General features: G+C 59.6%; 13 protein-coding genes and 1 pseudogene. 4 read left to right on the plus strand and 10 right to left on the minus strand.

The window, feature by feature from the left end; translation table 11 throughout:
* Nucleotides 1–261 precede the first annotated feature (261 nt).
* From JDW18_RS18990 to JDW18_RS19000, 3 genes are all read left to right on the plus strand, one after another.
* The gene (locus JDW18_RS18990; RefSeq protein ID WP_218241138.1) at nt 262–825 is read left to right on the plus strand and encodes a TRAP transporter small permease; all 564 of its coding nucleotides are present in this window, start codon (nt 262–264) and stop codon (nt 823–825) included.
* Nucleotides 822–2,120, plus strand: a complete 1,299-nt coding sequence (locus tag JDW18_RS18995) for a TRAP transporter large permease (protein ID WP_218241139.1) — start codon at nt 822–824, stop codon at nt 2,118–2,120. The genes JDW18_RS18990 and JDW18_RS18995 overlap by 4 nt, the downstream gene beginning before the upstream one ends.
* 81 nt (nt 2,121–2,201) lie before the next feature.
* Nucleotides 2,202–3,239 carry a DctP family TRAP transporter solute-binding subunit gene (locus tag JDW18_RS19000; RefSeq protein WP_218241140.1) on the plus strand — a complete coding sequence of 346 codons (1,038 nt, stop codon included), beginning with the start codon at nt 2,202–2,204 and terminating at the stop codon, nt 3,237–3,239.
* Between the two features lie 289 nt (nt 3,240–3,528).
* Here JDW18_RS19000 and JDW18_RS19005 read toward each other — a convergent pair whose 3' ends face one another.
* From JDW18_RS19005 to JDW18_RS22705, 7 genes and pseudogenes are all read right to left on the minus strand, one after another.
* Complete coding sequence (locus JDW18_RS19005) at nt 3,529–4,470, minus strand: 2-hydroxyacid dehydrogenase (protein WP_218241141.1); 942 nt, start codon at nt 4,468–4,470, stop codon at nt 3,529–3,531.
* A gap of 109 nt (nt 4,471–4,579) precedes the next feature.
* Nucleotides 4,580–5,548, minus strand: a complete 969-nt coding sequence (locus JDW18_RS19010) for a PDR/VanB family oxidoreductase (protein ID WP_218241142.1) — start codon at nt 5,546–5,548, stop codon at nt 4,580–4,582.
* A 60-nt stretch (nt 5,549–5,608) separates the two neighbouring features.
* Complete coding sequence (locus JDW18_RS19015) at nt 5,609–6,925, minus strand: MFS transporter (RefSeq protein ID WP_218241143.1); 1,317 nt, start codon at nt 6,923–6,925, stop codon at nt 5,609–5,611.
* A gap of 252 nt (nt 6,926–7,177) precedes the next feature.
* Nucleotides 7,178–8,266 (minus strand): aromatic ring-hydroxylating oxygenase subunit alpha, encoded by a 1,089-nt coding sequence (locus JDW18_RS19020; protein WP_218241144.1) that lies wholly within the window; start codon nt 8,264–8,266, stop codon nt 7,178–7,180.
* 245 nt (nt 8,267–8,511) lie between these two features.
* Nucleotides 8,512–9,123: pseudogene (locus tag JDW18_RS19025) on the minus strand (GntR family transcriptional regulator); the annotation flags it as partial.
* Nucleotides 9,124–9,302: 179 nt separating this feature from the next.
* Complete coding sequence (locus JDW18_RS19030) at nt 9,303–11,132, minus strand: ABCB family ABC transporter ATP-binding protein/permease (protein WP_218241146.1); 1,830 nt, start codon at nt 11,130–11,132, stop codon at nt 9,303–9,305.
* The gene (locus JDW18_RS22705; RefSeq protein ID WP_246610082.1) at nt 11,090–11,653 is read right to left on the minus strand and encodes a hypothetical protein; all 564 of its coding nucleotides are present in this window, start codon (nt 11,651–11,653) and stop codon (nt 11,090–11,092) included. Before JDW18_RS22705 ends, JDW18_RS19030 begins: the two co-directional genes overlap by 43 nt.
* A 138-nt stretch (nt 11,654–11,791) precedes the next feature.
* Between JDW18_RS22705 and JDW18_RS19040 the strand changes: the two genes are divergently transcribed.
* Nucleotides 11,792–12,256, plus strand: a complete 465-nt coding sequence (locus tag JDW18_RS19040) for an acyl-CoA thioesterase (protein ID WP_218241147.1) — start codon at nt 11,792–11,794, stop codon at nt 12,254–12,256.
* Between the two features lie 92 nt (nt 12,257–12,348).
* Here the strand turns inward: JDW18_RS19040 and JDW18_RS19045 are convergent, their stop codons facing one another.
* From JDW18_RS19045 to JDW18_RS19055, 3 genes are all read right to left on the minus strand, one after another.
* Complete coding sequence (locus tag JDW18_RS19045; protein WP_218241148.1) at nt 12,349–12,972, minus strand: bactofilin family protein; 624 nt, start codon at nt 12,970–12,972, stop codon at nt 12,349–12,351.
* A gap of 254 nt (nt 12,973–13,226) precedes the next feature.
* A complete protein-coding gene (locus JDW18_RS19050) occupies nt 13,227–13,748 on the minus strand; it encodes a thioesterase family protein (protein ID WP_246610084.1) in 522 nt (173 codons plus the stop codon).
* A 70-nt stretch (nt 13,749–13,818) separates the two neighbouring features.
* A complete protein-coding gene (locus JDW18_RS19055; protein ID WP_218241149.1) occupies nt 13,819–14,607 on the minus strand; it encodes an enoyl-CoA hydratase in 789 nt (262 codons plus the stop codon).
* Nucleotides 14,608–14,642: the final 35 nt, after the last annotated feature.

Below are 14,642 nucleotides of genomic sequence, written 5' to 3' on the forward strand. Positions count from 1 at the left end.
GGGCGCCATCGCTACCCATGCCCGGATCAGGCCCAGACCTTAGGGTAATGCCTGCTACCGGACGTAAGCCCTGCGACATAGATACCTTGATAATGTCCACTTACATCTATCCGATGTGTTGACTCGCTCCATCCCATCCCGGTGCACAACACCGCGAAGGTCGAGGGACTACATAAGGGCGTTCACCTTGAAGTGCGCGCAGATCACGCCATCCCTGCGAACGGCCCTGACCCATGTGTGTTTTTCTGACTTCCCGCGTTCATGTCCTCCACTCCTCCCGAGACCGATGGTGCAGCCGATTCCGGCGTGCGCCCGGATGAGCCTCGCTCCCTGCGCATTGAAGACTGGCTGACGGTGATCATCATGGCGGCTCTCGCCCTGATCACCTTTGCCAATGTGCTGGTGCGCTATTTCACCAACTCTTCCTTTGCCTGGACCGAAGAGATCTCCGTCTTTCTGATGATCTTGCTGGCCCTGGTTGCAGGCTCTGCCGCTGTCGCGCGCAACCTGCATATCCGCATCGAATTTTTTGCCGATAGCGGCTCCAAAGAACGCCGCCGTGCACTGGCACGCTTTGGCTCGCTGATGATGGCCCTGCTGTTTGCCTTGATTGCTGTACTCAGCGTGCGCGTGGTCTGGGACGACTACCGCTTTGAAGAAACATCGCCCGGCATTGGCCTGCCGCAGTGGTGGTATTCCATCTGGCTGCCGGTTGTTTCCGCACTGATTACCTTGCGCGCTCTGGGCCTGTTCATTCGCCAGGGCAAGCCCGACGCCTTCAGCGAAGAGCCTGCCGAAAAAGACCATAGCAAGGAGCTCTCATGATCGCTACCTTGCTGTTTGTGGCCTTTCTGGGCCTGATGTTCATTGGCGTGCCCATTGGCGCCGCCCTGGGCTTGGCGGGTGCTGCAGCCATTGCACTGGCCAATGCCGACACCCAGTGGTTTGGCCTGCTGGCCGTGCCGCAAAACTTCTATGCAGGCCTTGGCAAATATCCGCTGCTGGCCATTCCCATGTTTGTGCTGGTCGGTTCCATTTTTGACCGCTCGGGCGTGGCGCTACGCCTCGTGAACTTTGCCGTCGCCATCGTGGGCCGTGGCCCGGGCATGCTGCCGCTGGTGGCCATTGCCGTGGCCATGTTCCTGGGTGGCATCTCTGGCTCCGGCCCGGCCAATGCGGCAGCCGTGGGCGGCGTGATGATTGCCGCCATGAGCCGTGCAGGCTACCCCAAGAGTTTCTCGGCCAGTGTGGTCGGCGCCGCTGCGGCAACCGACATTCTGATTCCGCCCTCAGTCGCCTTCATCATCTATTCGGTGCTGGTGCCGGGCGCCTCAGTGCCTGCGCTGTTTGCGGCAGGCATGATTCCCGGCATTCTGGCGGGCGTGGCACTCATCATTCCTGCAGTGTGGATGGCCCGCAAGCACAAGATGGGCGCGCTGGAAGCCTCCATGCCCCGCCCTCCTTTCTGGAAGAGCCTGAAGGAAGCCTCCTGGGGTCTGGCTGCACCGGTGCTGATTCTGGGCGGCATGCGCATGGGCTGGTTTACGCCCACCGAAGCCGCCGTGGTCGCCGTTTTCTACGGCTTGTTCGTCGGCATGGTGATTCACCGCACCATCGGCGTGCGCGACCTGTTCCCCATCCTGCGCGAAGCGGGCGAGCTGTCGGCGGTGATTCTGCTGGTGGTGTCGCTGGCTGGCATCTTTGCCTTCTCGCTGTCCACACTGGGCGTGATTGACCCGGTGGCCAACGCCATCGTGAACTCTGGCCTGGGTGAATATGGCGTGATGGCACTGCTGATCTTGCTGCTGATCACGGTGGGCATGTTCCTGGACGGCATCTCGATCTTCCTGATCTTTGTGCCGCTCTTGCTGCCCATCATGAATCACTACCAGTGGGACCCTGTCTGGTTCGGTGTGATCCTCACACTCAAGGTGGCACTGGGCCAGTTCACACCGCCACTGGCCGTGAACCTGATGGTCAGCTGCCGCATTGCGGGCGTGCGCATGGAGTCCACCGTGCGCTGGGTGGGCTGGATGCTGCTGTCCATGTTCGTGGTGATGATTCTGGTCATTGCATTCCCTCAGCTCGCTCTGTGGCTTCCCGCAAAAATGGGCTATTGATTCCAGCCATTGCGGCCTCACAGGCTGCAACGGCTGATTCCTGCTTTCCAGTTTTTCGTTTCTAAAAGGGAGACAAACCAAATGAAACTTCGTACCTTCCTCGCATCCGCAGTAGCCACCGCTGCCGCACTGGCTTTTGCATCGCCCATGGCCATGGCTGAGACCAAGTACAAGAGCGAATACCGCATGTCGCTGGTGCTGGGCACCGCCTTCCCCTGGGGCAAGGGCGGCGAGCTGTGGGCCGACAAGGTGCGCGAGCGCACCCAGGGCCGCATCAATATCAAGCTCTATCCCGGCACTTCGCTAGTGCAAGGTGACCAGACCCGTGAGTTCTCCGCATTGCGCCAGGGCGTGATCGACATGGCCGTGGGTTCGACCATCAACTGGTCGCCCCAGATCAAGTCGCTGAACCTGTTCTCCATGCCTTTCCTGTTCCCCAACTTCAAGGCCGTGGATGCGGTGACGCAGGGTGAAGTGGGCCAGGAAATCTTCAAGACCCTGGAAAAAGGCGGCGTGGTGCCACTGGCCTGGGGCGAGAACGGCTACCGCGAAATCTCCAACTCCAAGCACGCCATCAAGACGCCTGCCGACCTCAAGGGCATGAAGATCCGCGTCGTGGGCTCGCCCCTGTTCCTGGACACCTTCACTGCGCTGGGCGCCAACCCCACACAGATGAGCTGGGCAGATGCCCAACCAGCCATGGCCAGTGGCGCCGTGGACGGTCAGGAGAACCCCATCGGCGTGTACATGGCAGCCAAGCTGCAGTCCGTGGGCCAGAAGTACATGACCATGTGGGGCTATATGAACGACCCGCTGATCTTCGTGGTCAACAAGGACGTATGGGCCAGTTGGACGCCTGCTGACCAAGCCATCGTCAAGCAAGCCGCGCTGGATGCCGCCAAGGAAGAAATCGCCATTGCGCGCAAGGGTCTGATTGAAGCCGACAAGCCCCTGCTCAAAGACCTGGCAGGCCTGGGCGTGACCGTGACCACGCCCAACGCCGCCGAGCGCGAAGCCTTTGTGAAGGCCACCCGCCCTGTGTATGACAAGTGGAAGAGCCAGATCGGTGCACCGCTGGTGGAAAAGGCTGAGAAGGCTATTGCTGCGAGCCCAAAATAAGCTCCCCCTGAGCCGCTTTGCCTAGGCGGCCCCGCGGCTTCCCCCTCTCTCTTCGGGAGGGGGACGACACCCTCGCTGCGGGGCGGCCCTTGCTTGGTGTCTCTGGTCTGGGCCGCGCCAGTTTTGGTGCAGTGCAGACTAAAAAAATCCCCGCCCAGTTCGCTGTGGCGGGGATTTTTTCTTGCTATGAATTTCAAAGCTTGTTGCGCTTGATATGCAATGACTTCAACATCAAAACATACTCATTTCTTTATTTATCAAGCGCAAACAGCTACCTATTTTGTTGCACTCAGATGGGCGACACCAGCGGTTTGCCATCCAGACGGCAGCGCATATTGGCGATGAAACGGTCCACCGAGTTCTGCACCGCCTCGGGCGACCAGCCGCCCACATGGGGCGTCAGCACCACGGAGTCCAGATCCATCAGCTCTTGCGGCGGCAGCGGTTCGCTTTCGTAAACGTCCAGCCCGGCACCGGCCACTCGGCCTGCGCGCACGGCTTCGGCCAGCGCATGTGTGTCCACAACCGAGCCGCGAGCAATGTTCACCAGCACGCCTTTTTCGCCCAGCGCATTCAGCACTTCCGCGTTAATCAGGTGCTTGGTGCCCGTGCCTCCAGGCGTGGCTACCAGCAGCACATCGGCCCAGGTGGCCAGCGCCAGCAAGTCTTCAAAGTACTGATGGCTGACGCCCTCTTTGGGCTTGCGATTGTGATAACCAATGGGCATATCAAACGCCGCAGCGCGCTTGGCGATCTTGGCGCCAATCTGGCCCAGCCCCACGATGCCCAGTCGCTTGCCCGAAACATTGGGCGGCAGCGGCATGGCCGAGCGCCAGATGCCGGCACGCGTGGCCTTGTCCAGCTTGACGATGCCACGCACAGCGGCAATCAGCAGGCCCATGGCGTGGTCGGCCACGCATTCATCGTTGGTGCCAACGCCGTTGCCCACCGCAATGCCGTGCGCCTTGGCATAGGCCACGTCAATGTTCTCGTAGCCCGCCCCCATGGCGCAAACCAGAGAAAGCTTGGGCATGCGCTGCATCTGCGCAGCCGACAGACCCGTCGCACCAATGGTGCACACACATTGCACACGCGCACCGTGCTCGGCAATTGCGGCCTCGGCCTGATCGGCCTCGGGCGCGTAAATCACATCAAAGTCGGGAAAGCTCTGCTCCATCTGTTGCAGATGGGCAGGGACTTGCAGATTCAGAACTAACAGGGCTGGCTTCATGGCATACACAGTGCAGGGCCTTGACCCCGCGCACTCAGGGCAAAACGCCTATTTTGAGCATGTCGCGCCAGCCATGTGCAGACATGGTCAAGACACAAGCACACGGGCCTCACAGATCCAGCACCAGACGCCCGGACTTGGCGCGTGAGCAGCAGGGCAGAAACTGGTCATTGGCCGCCTGCTCTTCCTCGGTCAGATACATATCGCGGTGGTCCGGCTGGCCAGAGATCACGCGTGTCAGACAGGTGCCGCAAACGCCTTGCTCGCACGATGTCTGCACACAGACGCCAATGGATTCCAGCGCCTGCACCACCGTCTGCTCCGGGGTGACCCGCACGACTTTTCCGGTGCTGGCCACTTCCACTTCAAAGCTTGCATCGTCCGCACGGTGCTCCACTTCACCGGCAAAGAATTCGTAGTGCAACTGCTCCTGAGGCCAGCCTACGGCCCTGGCGGCCTCCAGCACGGCATCCATAAAGCCTTTGGGCCCGCAGACATACAGATGCACGCCGGGCTGCACAGGCTGCAAAAGCGCTGGCAAATTCAGAGCGGGCTTTCCTGTCTCCCCATCCACATGCAGCCTCAGTTGCTGCGCCCAGCTGGCGGCAGCAATCTCGTCAACAAAAGCCATGCGCTCACGGCTGCGGGCGCAGTAGTGCAGCTCGAACTCGGCCTGCTCACGCGCCAGTTGGCGGGCCATCGCCAGAATGGGGGTGATGCCAATCCCGCCCGCCAGCAACAAATGCTTTTGCACACCTTCTTGCAGTGCGAAGTGGTTGCGCGGCGCACTGATGGTGATTTGCTGCCCCGCCTGCAACTGCTCATGCACGGCGGCAGAACCGCCACGCGAAGCCTGCTCTCGCAACACGGCAATGACATAGCGATCTTGCTCAGCACTGTCATTGCTCAGCGAATACTGGCGCACCAGACCGCCGGGCAAATGCACGTCGATATGCGCCCCCGCACTGAAAGCAGGAAGTATCTGCCCCGGCAAGGCGCGCAGCTCCAGGCTGCAGATGTCCTGCGCTTCGGTCTGCTTGCGTGCAATCTGCACATTCATCGTGATGTTGTCGTTCATGCGAATCTCTTATTTGAAGAAAAGCTCAGGCACCGCGCACATGGCCAGCGGGCCATGCACTTATGTCCTGGAAGTGGGCGAGGCAATGCGGTGCAGGCTGACCACTACGGCCGCCAGCACAAACGCAATGCCATAACCCACATAAAGCTGGCTGGGCGACCAGGCGGCATCCAGCAAGCTGCCAGCCACCAGCGGCGAAACGATGGCGCCAATACGGCCAATGCCAATGCCCCAGCCCACGCCTGTGGCCCGCACATCACTGCCATAAACCATGGGGGCGATGGCATACAGGCCTGCCACGCAGCCGTTGGAGAACATGCCTATGCAAAATGCCAGGCTGTACGACATCCACAGCTGCTTGGAACCCGCAACCAGCACACACAGCAGCGCGGCAGTGATGAGCATGAAGACGGCCAGCGCCTTGTGAATGGCAAAGCGCGATGCCAGCAAGCCCAGCACCATGGCTCCCTGAATGCCCCCCAGACTCAGCAGCACACCCGTGGTCACCCCTTGCTCGGCCGTCAGACCCGTTGCGGCCAGCAGCTTGGGAGTCCAGCTCATGACGAAGTAGAAGCCGAACATCACGATGAAAAACGAAAGCCAGACCAGCACCGTGGGGCGGCGCAAATCCGCAGAGAACAGTTGCAGCGGGCCACGCTTGGCCGCCGCCGCCTGACTCTTGGGCTCGGGCAAAGATTTCAGTGGCTCCATTCCCAGACGGCGCAGCAAGACGTTCAAGCGGGACAGCGCAGACTTGGGACGACGGCCTTGCAAAAAGTCCAGCGATTCGGGCAAGGCGAACCAGCACACCACCATCACGACCAGTGTGCAAACACCGCCAAACATGAATACCGAGCGCCAGCCCTGGTGCCCCAGCAGCCACACAGCAATGCTGCCGCCAATGCTGGCACCCAGCGCATACCCGGTGGACTGCAAAGTCACCGCCAGACTGCGCCAGCGCAGCGATGCGTACTCGCTGGCAATCACATTGCTACAGGCCAGAATGCCGCCCACTCCCAGACCCGTAACGGCGCGCAGAACGCCCAGTTGAGCTGGCGTCTGGCTCCAGGCTGAGGCGATCATGCCCAGACCCGAAATGGCCAGACAAGCCAGAATCAGCGGACGACGCCCCAGCTTGTCAGCCCAGGGGGCCAGCAACAGTGAACCGGCAGCCATGCCAAACAGTCCAGCACTGAGCAAAAAGCCCAACTCGGAGCCGCTGAGCTTCCAGTGCGCAGACACCGCCGACGCCGTGAACGCCATCACCAGAACATCAAAGCCGTCGATCATGTTGAGCGCCATGCAGACGCCTACGACAGACCATTGAAAGACCGTCATGGGCCTTTGGTCGATTTCAGTGCGCAGGTCCTGGCTCATGCAGACACCTTTGGGTCAAGGCCTGGATTCTGGCTCCATGGAAAGTCAGTGTTCATGGTTGTCTCCGATGTTTTTATGAAGGCTCCGGGCAGGCTTGCGCCCACCCAGCAAGCCGAATGAATTTCAGATTTGAGAAGTAGCAGCCGCCGCAGCGGCACAGAAACGCTTCAGGCGGCGAACGCGATAGCGCCACCTGAAGCCATCTGCGCAAGATTCGCCACAAATGGCGAATCGCGCAGAGGCATGGCGAGATCAGGCAATGGCTGCTACGGGCGGCTGTACAGGCGCCTGCTCCTGCGCAATCAGCCGCTCAATCACGCGACGCGACTGCACACCACCAGCGTCGATATTGAGCTTGAGCAACTGGCGCTCAGGGTAGTCCGCCAGATTGCGCTGCTGCAGCTCCAGCATTTCCAGGTCTTCACTGAAGATCTTGTGCTGGCCCTGCTTGATGGCCTCGGTCACCGATGCATCACCGGGGTTGAACTTGCGAGCCATGCCCCAGAAGTACCACATGCTGCCATCGGTTTCTGGCGTGATGAAGTCCACCACCATGCTGTAGACCTTGTGCTCATCCGCCGCGTCGTATCCGCCCTTTCCGGCATGCGCCACCCCCACTTCAATCAGCACATGACTGGGGGGCGTGAAGCGGCAGATCTGCCAGCGATCCACCAGAACATCGTCGGCCAGACCATTGCAGCGAAGCGCCATTTTCCAAAATGGAGGAGCTTCGATGCTTTCCATGAAGCGGCTGGTGACCACCTCGCTGTCGCCGATGACTTCGGTCTTGCATGGCGTCTCGTCAATTTCGGTCTGGCCGATGCTGGTCGAGTGCACATAGGTCTCATGGGTCAGGTCCATGAGGTTGTCGATCATCAGGCGATAGTCGGCCTTGATGTGAAACAGCCCGCCGTCATAGGCCCATTCTGGGTTGTCATGCCACTGCAGATTCGGGATCAATGCCAGGTCTGCGGCTTCTTTATCGCCAGGCCAGACCCAGATAAAGCCATAGCGCTCCTCCACGGGGTAGCTCTTGATTGCAGGAAAACCACGCACGCGCTGGCCCGGCATGGCAATGGTCTTGCCGTCGCAGCCCATCTCCAGGCCGTGGTAGCCACAAACCAGCTTGCCTTCGCACACACGGCCCAAAGACAAAGGGGCACCACGGTGCGGACAGAAATCCTCCACCGCTGCAATCCTGTTCTCCAGCGCACGGTAGAAAACCATGCGTTCACCGCAGATCTGACGGCCCAGCGGCTTGTCTGTCACTTCAGCGGAACTGGCAGCGACATACCAGGTATTGCGCGGGTAAATCTGCTCTTGGGTGTTTGGCGTGTTCATCGTGGGTCTCTCCTTGTCTTTATGTCTGTCTATTTGTCTGTCTTTTGGCGCAAAAGCACAGGCTGCAACTACAACAGTGCGCCCCATCACTGCTAATGGCTGGCGCGAATCAGCTGCGCACCGGGAATGCGCGTGGTTTCTGGTGAGCGCATGGCTTCGCGCAGATTGCGCCGCGCAATGCGTGAGTGTTCTTTCATCAGTGCCTCAGCACGGGCACCTTCACGATGCTCAATGGCATCGATCACTTCTCGATGCTGCTCCTGCGCCAGGATCAAACTGCGCAGGGCACGCGGAGACTCAGAGTCCGCGACGACAAACCCCGAAGGGGAAGCAAATGGCAGGCGTTTGACGCGATCCAGCTCACGCTGCATGAAGCTGCTGCCCGACATTTCCAGCAACACATCATGAAACTCGGAGTTCAGCGCCACATACTTCGAGAAGGCTTCATCGCCCCATTTCTGCGCATCCAGCACACGGTCAATGGCATCCAGGCAGCGCGAGGCGCGAGTCAACAATGCCTGCTCCACGCCACGCTCCGCAGCCATGCGCGCCGCCAGACCTTCCAGCGTTCCACGCAACTCAATAGCGTCAGAGACATCGGCCTCGGAAAGCACGCGCACCTTGTAGCCGCGACCACCCGCCGTTGCCTCCAGCATGCCCTCCTGCTCCAGACGCATCAGCGCCGCACGAATCGGTGTGCGCGAGATGCCCAGACGCTCAGCCAGCACCAGCTCGGAAATACGCTCACCAGCAGCCATCTCGCCCGCAAGAATCATCTCGCGCAGTTGCAGCTGCGCCTTGACGACTTGGGAGTGGTTTTCTTCTGCGGCTGGAGCCGGTGCAATGCTTCGTGACATGTCTCGTATTCCTGGGAATCAGCGATGTCGAAATGTATACATATAAATCAAAAAAATATCGTTTTTATATTTTTTAAAGGGTAAACACCTACATTGATGTATACATAACAAAGCTGAGACTGCATCAAAAAAGCCACCTCACGGTGGCTTCAAGGGCGCTTTCAAAACAACCAATACGCTCAATTCACAGCAGACTCTGCATCTACTTGATTGCGCTGCATATTCCACATGCTGGCGTAACGTCCACCGCCAGCCAGCAATTGTTCGTGCGTGCCGCGCTCGATGATGTGACCGGCCTCCATCACCAGAATTTCATGCGCTTCCACCACGGTGGATAAACGGTGCGCAATCACCAGCGAAGTCTTGCCCTGTGCAGCGCTGCGCAGCTCGTTCTGGATGGCGCGTTCGTTGGCGCTATCCAGGGCCGATGTGGCTTCATCAAAAATGAGAATTGGCGGATTTTTGAGCAAGGTACGCGCAATCGCTACGCGCTGCTTTTCACCGCCTGAGAGCTTGAGGCCACGCTCGCCCACGCGGGTTTCGTAGCCTTGCGGAGTGGCCGCGATGAAGTCGTGAATGCGTGCAGCCTTGGCTGCGGCGACGACCTGCTCGTGTGTTGCCCCGGGCTGGCCGTAGGCGATGTTGTATTCCACCGTGTCGTTGAACAGCACCGTGTCCTGCGGCACGATGCCCACGGCCTGGCGCACGCTCTCTTGCGTCACATCGCGAATGTCCTGACCGCCAATGCGAACATGGCCGCTCTGCACGTCATAGAAGCGAAACAGCAGCCGCGCCAGTGTGCTCTTGCCTGAACCAGAAGGGCCCACCACCGCCACCGTCTTGCCTGCGGGAATCGTGAAACTCACATCCTTCAGGATGGGGCGGGACGGGTCATACGCAAACTGCACGTTTTCAAAGCGCACTTCGGGCGACTGACCGCTGATCTGCAGCGGCTGGGCGCCGGAGGCATCGGCCACTTCGCGCTCCTTGTCCATCAAGGTGAACATGCGGTTCAGATCGGTCAGGCTCTGCTTGATTTCGCGGTAGATCACGCCCAGGAAATTGAGCGGGATGTAGAGCTGAATCATGAAGGCATTGATCATGACCAGATCGCCCAGCGTCAGCCGCCCATCCACCACGCCCTGCGTGGCACGCCACAGAATGGCTACCAGCGCCGTGCCGATGATGAGTTGCTGCCCGGTATTGAGCATGGACAGCGTGGTCTGGCTCTTGAGGCGCACGCGGCGCAGGTTTTCTAGGTTGACGTCGTAGCGCTCTGACTCGAATTTCTCGTTGTTGAAGTACTTGACGGTCTCGTAGTTCAGCAGTGAATCAATGGCCTTGGTGTGGGCAGCAGACTCCTGCGCATTAGCTTCGCGGCGAAAGCGCGTGCGCCATTCCGTTACCGTGACGGTGAAGGTGATGTAGAACGCCAGCGCAGCCAGCGTGATGATGGCAAACCACACATCAAAGCGCACAGCCAGAATGCCCAGCACCAGCGCCATTTCAATCAGCGTGGGCAGGATGGAATACAGCGAATACGAGATCAGGGATTCGGTACTGCGCACACCACGCTCGATGTCGCGGGTCATGCCCCCCGTCTGGCGCTCCAGATGAAAGCGCAGGCTCAGCGCATGCAGATGCTCAAACGTGGTCAACGCAATCGAGCGCGATGCGCCCTGCGTGGCTTTGGAAAAAACCAGGTCCCGCAGCTCCGTGAACATGGTGGTGGAAAAGCGCAGCAGTCCATAGGCCAGCAGCAACCCCACGGGCACCACCAGCGCAGCACGTGCATCGCCAGACTTGATATCCAGTGCATCCACCAGATGCTTGAGCAAAATCGGCACGCCTACATTGGCCAGCTTGGCGCAGATCATGAACAGCAGTGCGGCCAGCGCATGCCATTTGTATTGCCAGATGTACGGAAAAAGACGGCGCAGCGTGGCCCCGTCGGACTGGTGGGCCGCTACTGCGGCTTCTTCAGGGGTTGCAGATAGTCGTGAACGCATTGTGGGGAAGTGTCGCCCTCCAGGCAGCCGGAGCCACGGTAGAGCGCATCTATTTCTATGACAGGAATCGGAGTACCCGCGAATTCTGCCTGCCCTGTCACTTTTCCGCTCACCCAGACCAGAGTGAACTGCCCCAGCAGCTGCCTGTCGTAAGGGCCGCGCCCACAGGCTTTGAAAAAGCGATTCTCCTGCGGCCAGCTCACGCCTGCTTTTTCACTGTTTTCAAACTGCAGCAAGACCATGCAGTCCCGCTCTTGGCTGATGGCTTTCAGCGTGCGCAAACCGCCGCCCCAGCAAACGCGCGCATTCAGCGTTTGCGCGGTCATCGCTTGCTTGGGGTTGATGTGGCTAAAAGGCCCCAGCATGGCCGCTGCACCTGTGAGAGGTTCAGGGTGACAGGATGGCTGAACTGCAGCTTGCACAGTCACCCCCTCGGCTTGAGACGACTGCGCTGCAGCAGGGTCAGCGGGATGGCTGCTGCAAGCGGCCAGCGCTGCACTGACCAGCGCTGAAACCGTCATATTTGCCCACCATAAATGCCGATGCATCGCTATCTCCTGTTTTCTTGCCTGAAGCGTCGCAAGTGGCTTTTAGGGTTGCAACATGGTAGAAACCCTAGATTGAGAGAAAATACAGTTTTCTTTAGCGTCAGAGTCCTCATGCCACCCCGTTCACCCGACCTTCCCAGCGTTGCCCTGCCAGCCGATAAGGAGCTGGTGCTCAAAGTCGTCCCCATGCCTGCCGATGTCAACGCCAATGGCGACATCTTCGGTGGCTGGGTCATGGCCCAGGTGGACCTGGCCGGCTCTGTGCTGCCCCAGCGTATCAGCCACACCCGCATGGTGACTGTGGCGGTGAATGAATTCATCTTCAAGCAGCCCGTGCGCGTGGGCGACATTCTGTCTTTCTACGCCGGTGTGCAGCATCTAGGCCGCACCTCGGTGGCGGTGGACGTGGAAGTGTTTGCCGAGCGCTTTTCCGATCAGGGCAAGTATGTGAAGGTCACCGAAGCCCGCCTGACCTATGTGGCCATCGATGCATCCGGTAAGCCCCAGGGCCTGCCTGATACGGAGCAAACCCGTGCCTGGCGCGAAAAGATTGCTGCGCAGGCAGCCCGCGCATAAGCGCTGACCCAACGCGCTGCCTCCAGCACCAAAAGCAAAGCGACCACATGGGTCGCTTTTTTCATGGCCGATGCAATCTCAGCAATCGATCATCACGCCACAGCCGGAGAATCCGCAGCCTCGGCGCTGCTGCTCACCACCGGAGTGCTGCCTGCAGGCTTGCCGCTCCATGCGCTGCCGGAGTTGCCTGCAGACTTGCTGCTTCCGGCTTCGATCTGGCCTGTCAGCTCCCCCCCCTCTTCAATGACCACCTTGCCATAGCGAATCTTGCCGCTGACCTTGCCCGAGCCAAAAATCACCAGCTTTTCACGCACCGTCAGCGTGCCGTCGAACTTGCCATGGATCTCGGCAATATCGATTTCTGCCGTGCCATGAAACGCCCCGTTCTCCGCAATCTTGATGACACGCGAGTTCATGGTGGCCTCCACCGTGCCCTCAACCACCAGCGTGTCGCAATCCGTGATCTCCACGCCTTTGAGCTTGATATTGGGGCCCACAGTCAGCTTGCTGCCGCCCGCCTCTTGCGCATCGGGCAGCGGCGCCTGCACGCCGCGCACGGAGGGGCTGCTGCTCTGCAGAGATGCATTGCTGCCCAGACCACTGCTGGCCAGGCTATTACCCGTGCTGGCCGTGCCTGAGGTCAATCCAGTGACGGAACTGCGAGACGAAAAATTGTCGCTATCGCGCTTGCCAAAAAACGGGTTTTGCACAGCCATGGCGGGAATCTCCTTGTCAGAAAACTCCGATCCTAGAGAGCCAAACAGCCTACATTTGCCCTTATCTCGCAAGAACCGTAAGCAAAGCTTTCATAAGTTTCATCCACTTTCAGGCATTGCCTGATCTCACAGAATGAAAGATTTGGCAGCATTCCTGCAAGCAACCACTTCCCCCATTTCAAGACTTTCAAGGCCATAGCGCTTTCTCATTCAGCGCCAGCAGCTATCTTTTCAGGAGTGTGCATTTCACGCTTTCAGGAAACGATGTAGGCCGCCGTTCCGGTCGAAAGCAATTCCCCATCTGCTGACAGAAACTCCATCTGGGTATTCGCCACCCGCGAACCCAGGCGCAGCACCTTTGCCGTCAACACAAACTCCTTGCCAATGCCGGGCCGCATATAGTCCACGCGCAAATCGATGGTTCCGAGCTTTGAGAAACGCTGCAGACGCTGCTGCGGTGGCTCATCCATATGCCTTGCCGCTATCGCCGCCATGACGGCCAGCCCACCCATGGAATCCAGGCCCGCGCTGATGACCCCGCCATGAATGCGCTGGTAGGCCGAATGACCAATCAGCTCGGGCCGCATGAGGATGTGACCGTGCACCAGCGCGGGCGTGATCTCTCCAATCTTCAGGCCAATGGTCTGATTGAAGGCCACGCGCTTTTCAAAGATCTCACGCAGGCCGGCAATGAATTCGGGCTCAAACTGCGCCAGCTCGGCGGCGGCTTGCGCGGCCTTGCGGGGCTGAGGAACAGAAGGCGTTCTGGAGGTCATAGGCTTGCGTGCAAAAGAATGAGGACAAAAAAATGCCCACCAGGATGAGCGGGCGGGCGATTCTTTCAGATCAGCACTTGCTGAAGTCGGGGTGTCTTTTCTCCATAAACGCAGTCAGCGCCTCCTTGGCGGCGGGCTCGCGCAGCATGCGGGCAAAAACCTCGCCTTCTTGCACAATGCGCTCACTCACGGCCTTAGCCTGACCACCCTTCATCAAGCGCTTGGTTTCCATCAGCGAAGACAGCGGCTTGCGCGCCAACTTCTTGGCCTGCATCTGGGCCAAGGTGTTGCATTCGCTGGGCGGCACAACACGGTTGACCAGACCCACTTCCAGCGCGGCCTCGGCCATGAAGGGCTCGCCCAGCAGCAGCGCTTCTGCGGCACGGTGGTAGCCCAGCATCTGGGGCAGCAGCAGACTGGAAGCCGCTTCGGGGCACACACCCAGGTTGATGAAGGGCAGAGAGAACGCAGCGTTGTCACCGCAATAGACCAGATCGCAATGCAGCAGCAGCGTGGTGCCAATACCCACGGCCGGGCCGCAGACAGCAGCAATCAGCGGCTTGGGAAAGGCCGAGACTTCCTGCAGAAAGCGCCACACCGGTGCATCTGCCCCCATGGAGCCGGGCGTGCTGGCCTGCTTGAGAAAGTCGCCAATATCGTTGCCAGCGCTGAAGATGGCGATGTCGCCCTGGAACACCACCACGCGCACGGCCGCATCGTCCTTGGCGGCTGCCAGGGTGCTTGCCATTTCGCTATACATGGCTTCGGTGAAGGAGTTCTTCTTGCCGGCACGGTTGAAGGTGATGGTGCAAACGCCTTCCTCGGTGTGCACGAGGATGTCTTGTTGGGTATCGCTCATAGTTGGGCTTGATGGATTAGGAATGGGGATGGAGC

This window comes from Comamonas fluminis, assembly GCF_019186805.1.
GTDB lineage: Bacteria > Pseudomonadota > Gammaproteobacteria > Burkholderiales > Burkholderiaceae_C > Comamonas > Comamonas fluminis.

What these genes read in the sequence shown, in the direction of transcription:
- JDW18_RS19000 (WP_218241140.1), top strand. Translation starts at nt 2,202, where the DNA reads ATGAAACTTCGTACCTTCCTCGCATCCGCAGTAGCCACCGCTGCCGCA.
- JDW18_RS19020 (WP_218241144.1), bottom strand. Translation starts at nt 8,266, where the DNA reads ATGAACACGCCAAACACCCAAGAGCAGATTTACCCGCGCAATACCTGG.
- JDW18_RS19015 (WP_218241143.1), bottom strand. Translation starts at nt 6,925, where the DNA reads ATGAGCCAGGACCTGCGCACTGAAATCGACCAAAGGCCCATGACGGTC.
- JDW18_RS19040 (WP_218241147.1), top strand. Translation starts at nt 11,792, where the DNA reads ATGCCACCCCGTTCACCCGACCTTCCCAGCGTTGCCCTGCCAGCCGAT.
- JDW18_RS19010 (WP_218241142.1), bottom strand. Translation starts at nt 5,548, where the DNA reads ATGAACGACAACATCACGATGAATGTGCAGATTGCACGCAAGCAGACC.
- JDW18_RS22705 (WP_246610082.1), bottom strand. Translation starts at nt 11,653, where the DNA reads ATGACGGTTTCAGCGCTGGTCAGTGCAGCGCTGGCCGCTTGCAGCAGC.
- JDW18_RS19005 (WP_218241141.1), bottom strand. Translation starts at nt 4,470, where the DNA reads ATGAAGCCAGCCCTGTTAGTTCTGAATCTGCAAGTCCCTGCCCATCTG.
- JDW18_RS18995 (WP_218241139.1), top strand. Translation starts at nt 822, where the DNA reads ATGATCGCTACCTTGCTGTTTGTGGCCTTTCTGGGCCTGATGTTCATT.
- JDW18_RS19055 (WP_218241149.1), bottom strand. Translation starts at nt 14,607, where the DNA reads ATGAGCGATACCCAACAAGACATCCTCGTGCACACCGAGGAAGGCGTT.
- JDW18_RS19045 (WP_218241148.1), bottom strand. Translation starts at nt 12,972, where the DNA reads ATGGCTGTGCAAAACCCGTTTTTTGGCAAGCGCGATAGCGACAATTTT.
- JDW18_RS19030 (WP_218241146.1), bottom strand. Translation starts at nt 11,132, where the DNA reads ATGCGTTCACGACTATCTGCAACCCCTGAAGAAGCCGCAGTAGCGGCC.
- JDW18_RS18990 (WP_218241138.1), top strand. Translation starts at nt 262, where the DNA reads ATGTCCTCCACTCCTCCCGAGACCGATGGTGCAGCCGATTCCGGCGTG.
- JDW18_RS19050 (WP_246610084.1), bottom strand. Translation starts at nt 13,748, where the DNA reads ATGACCTCCAGAACGCCTTCTGTTCCTCAGCCCCGCAAGGCCGCGCAA.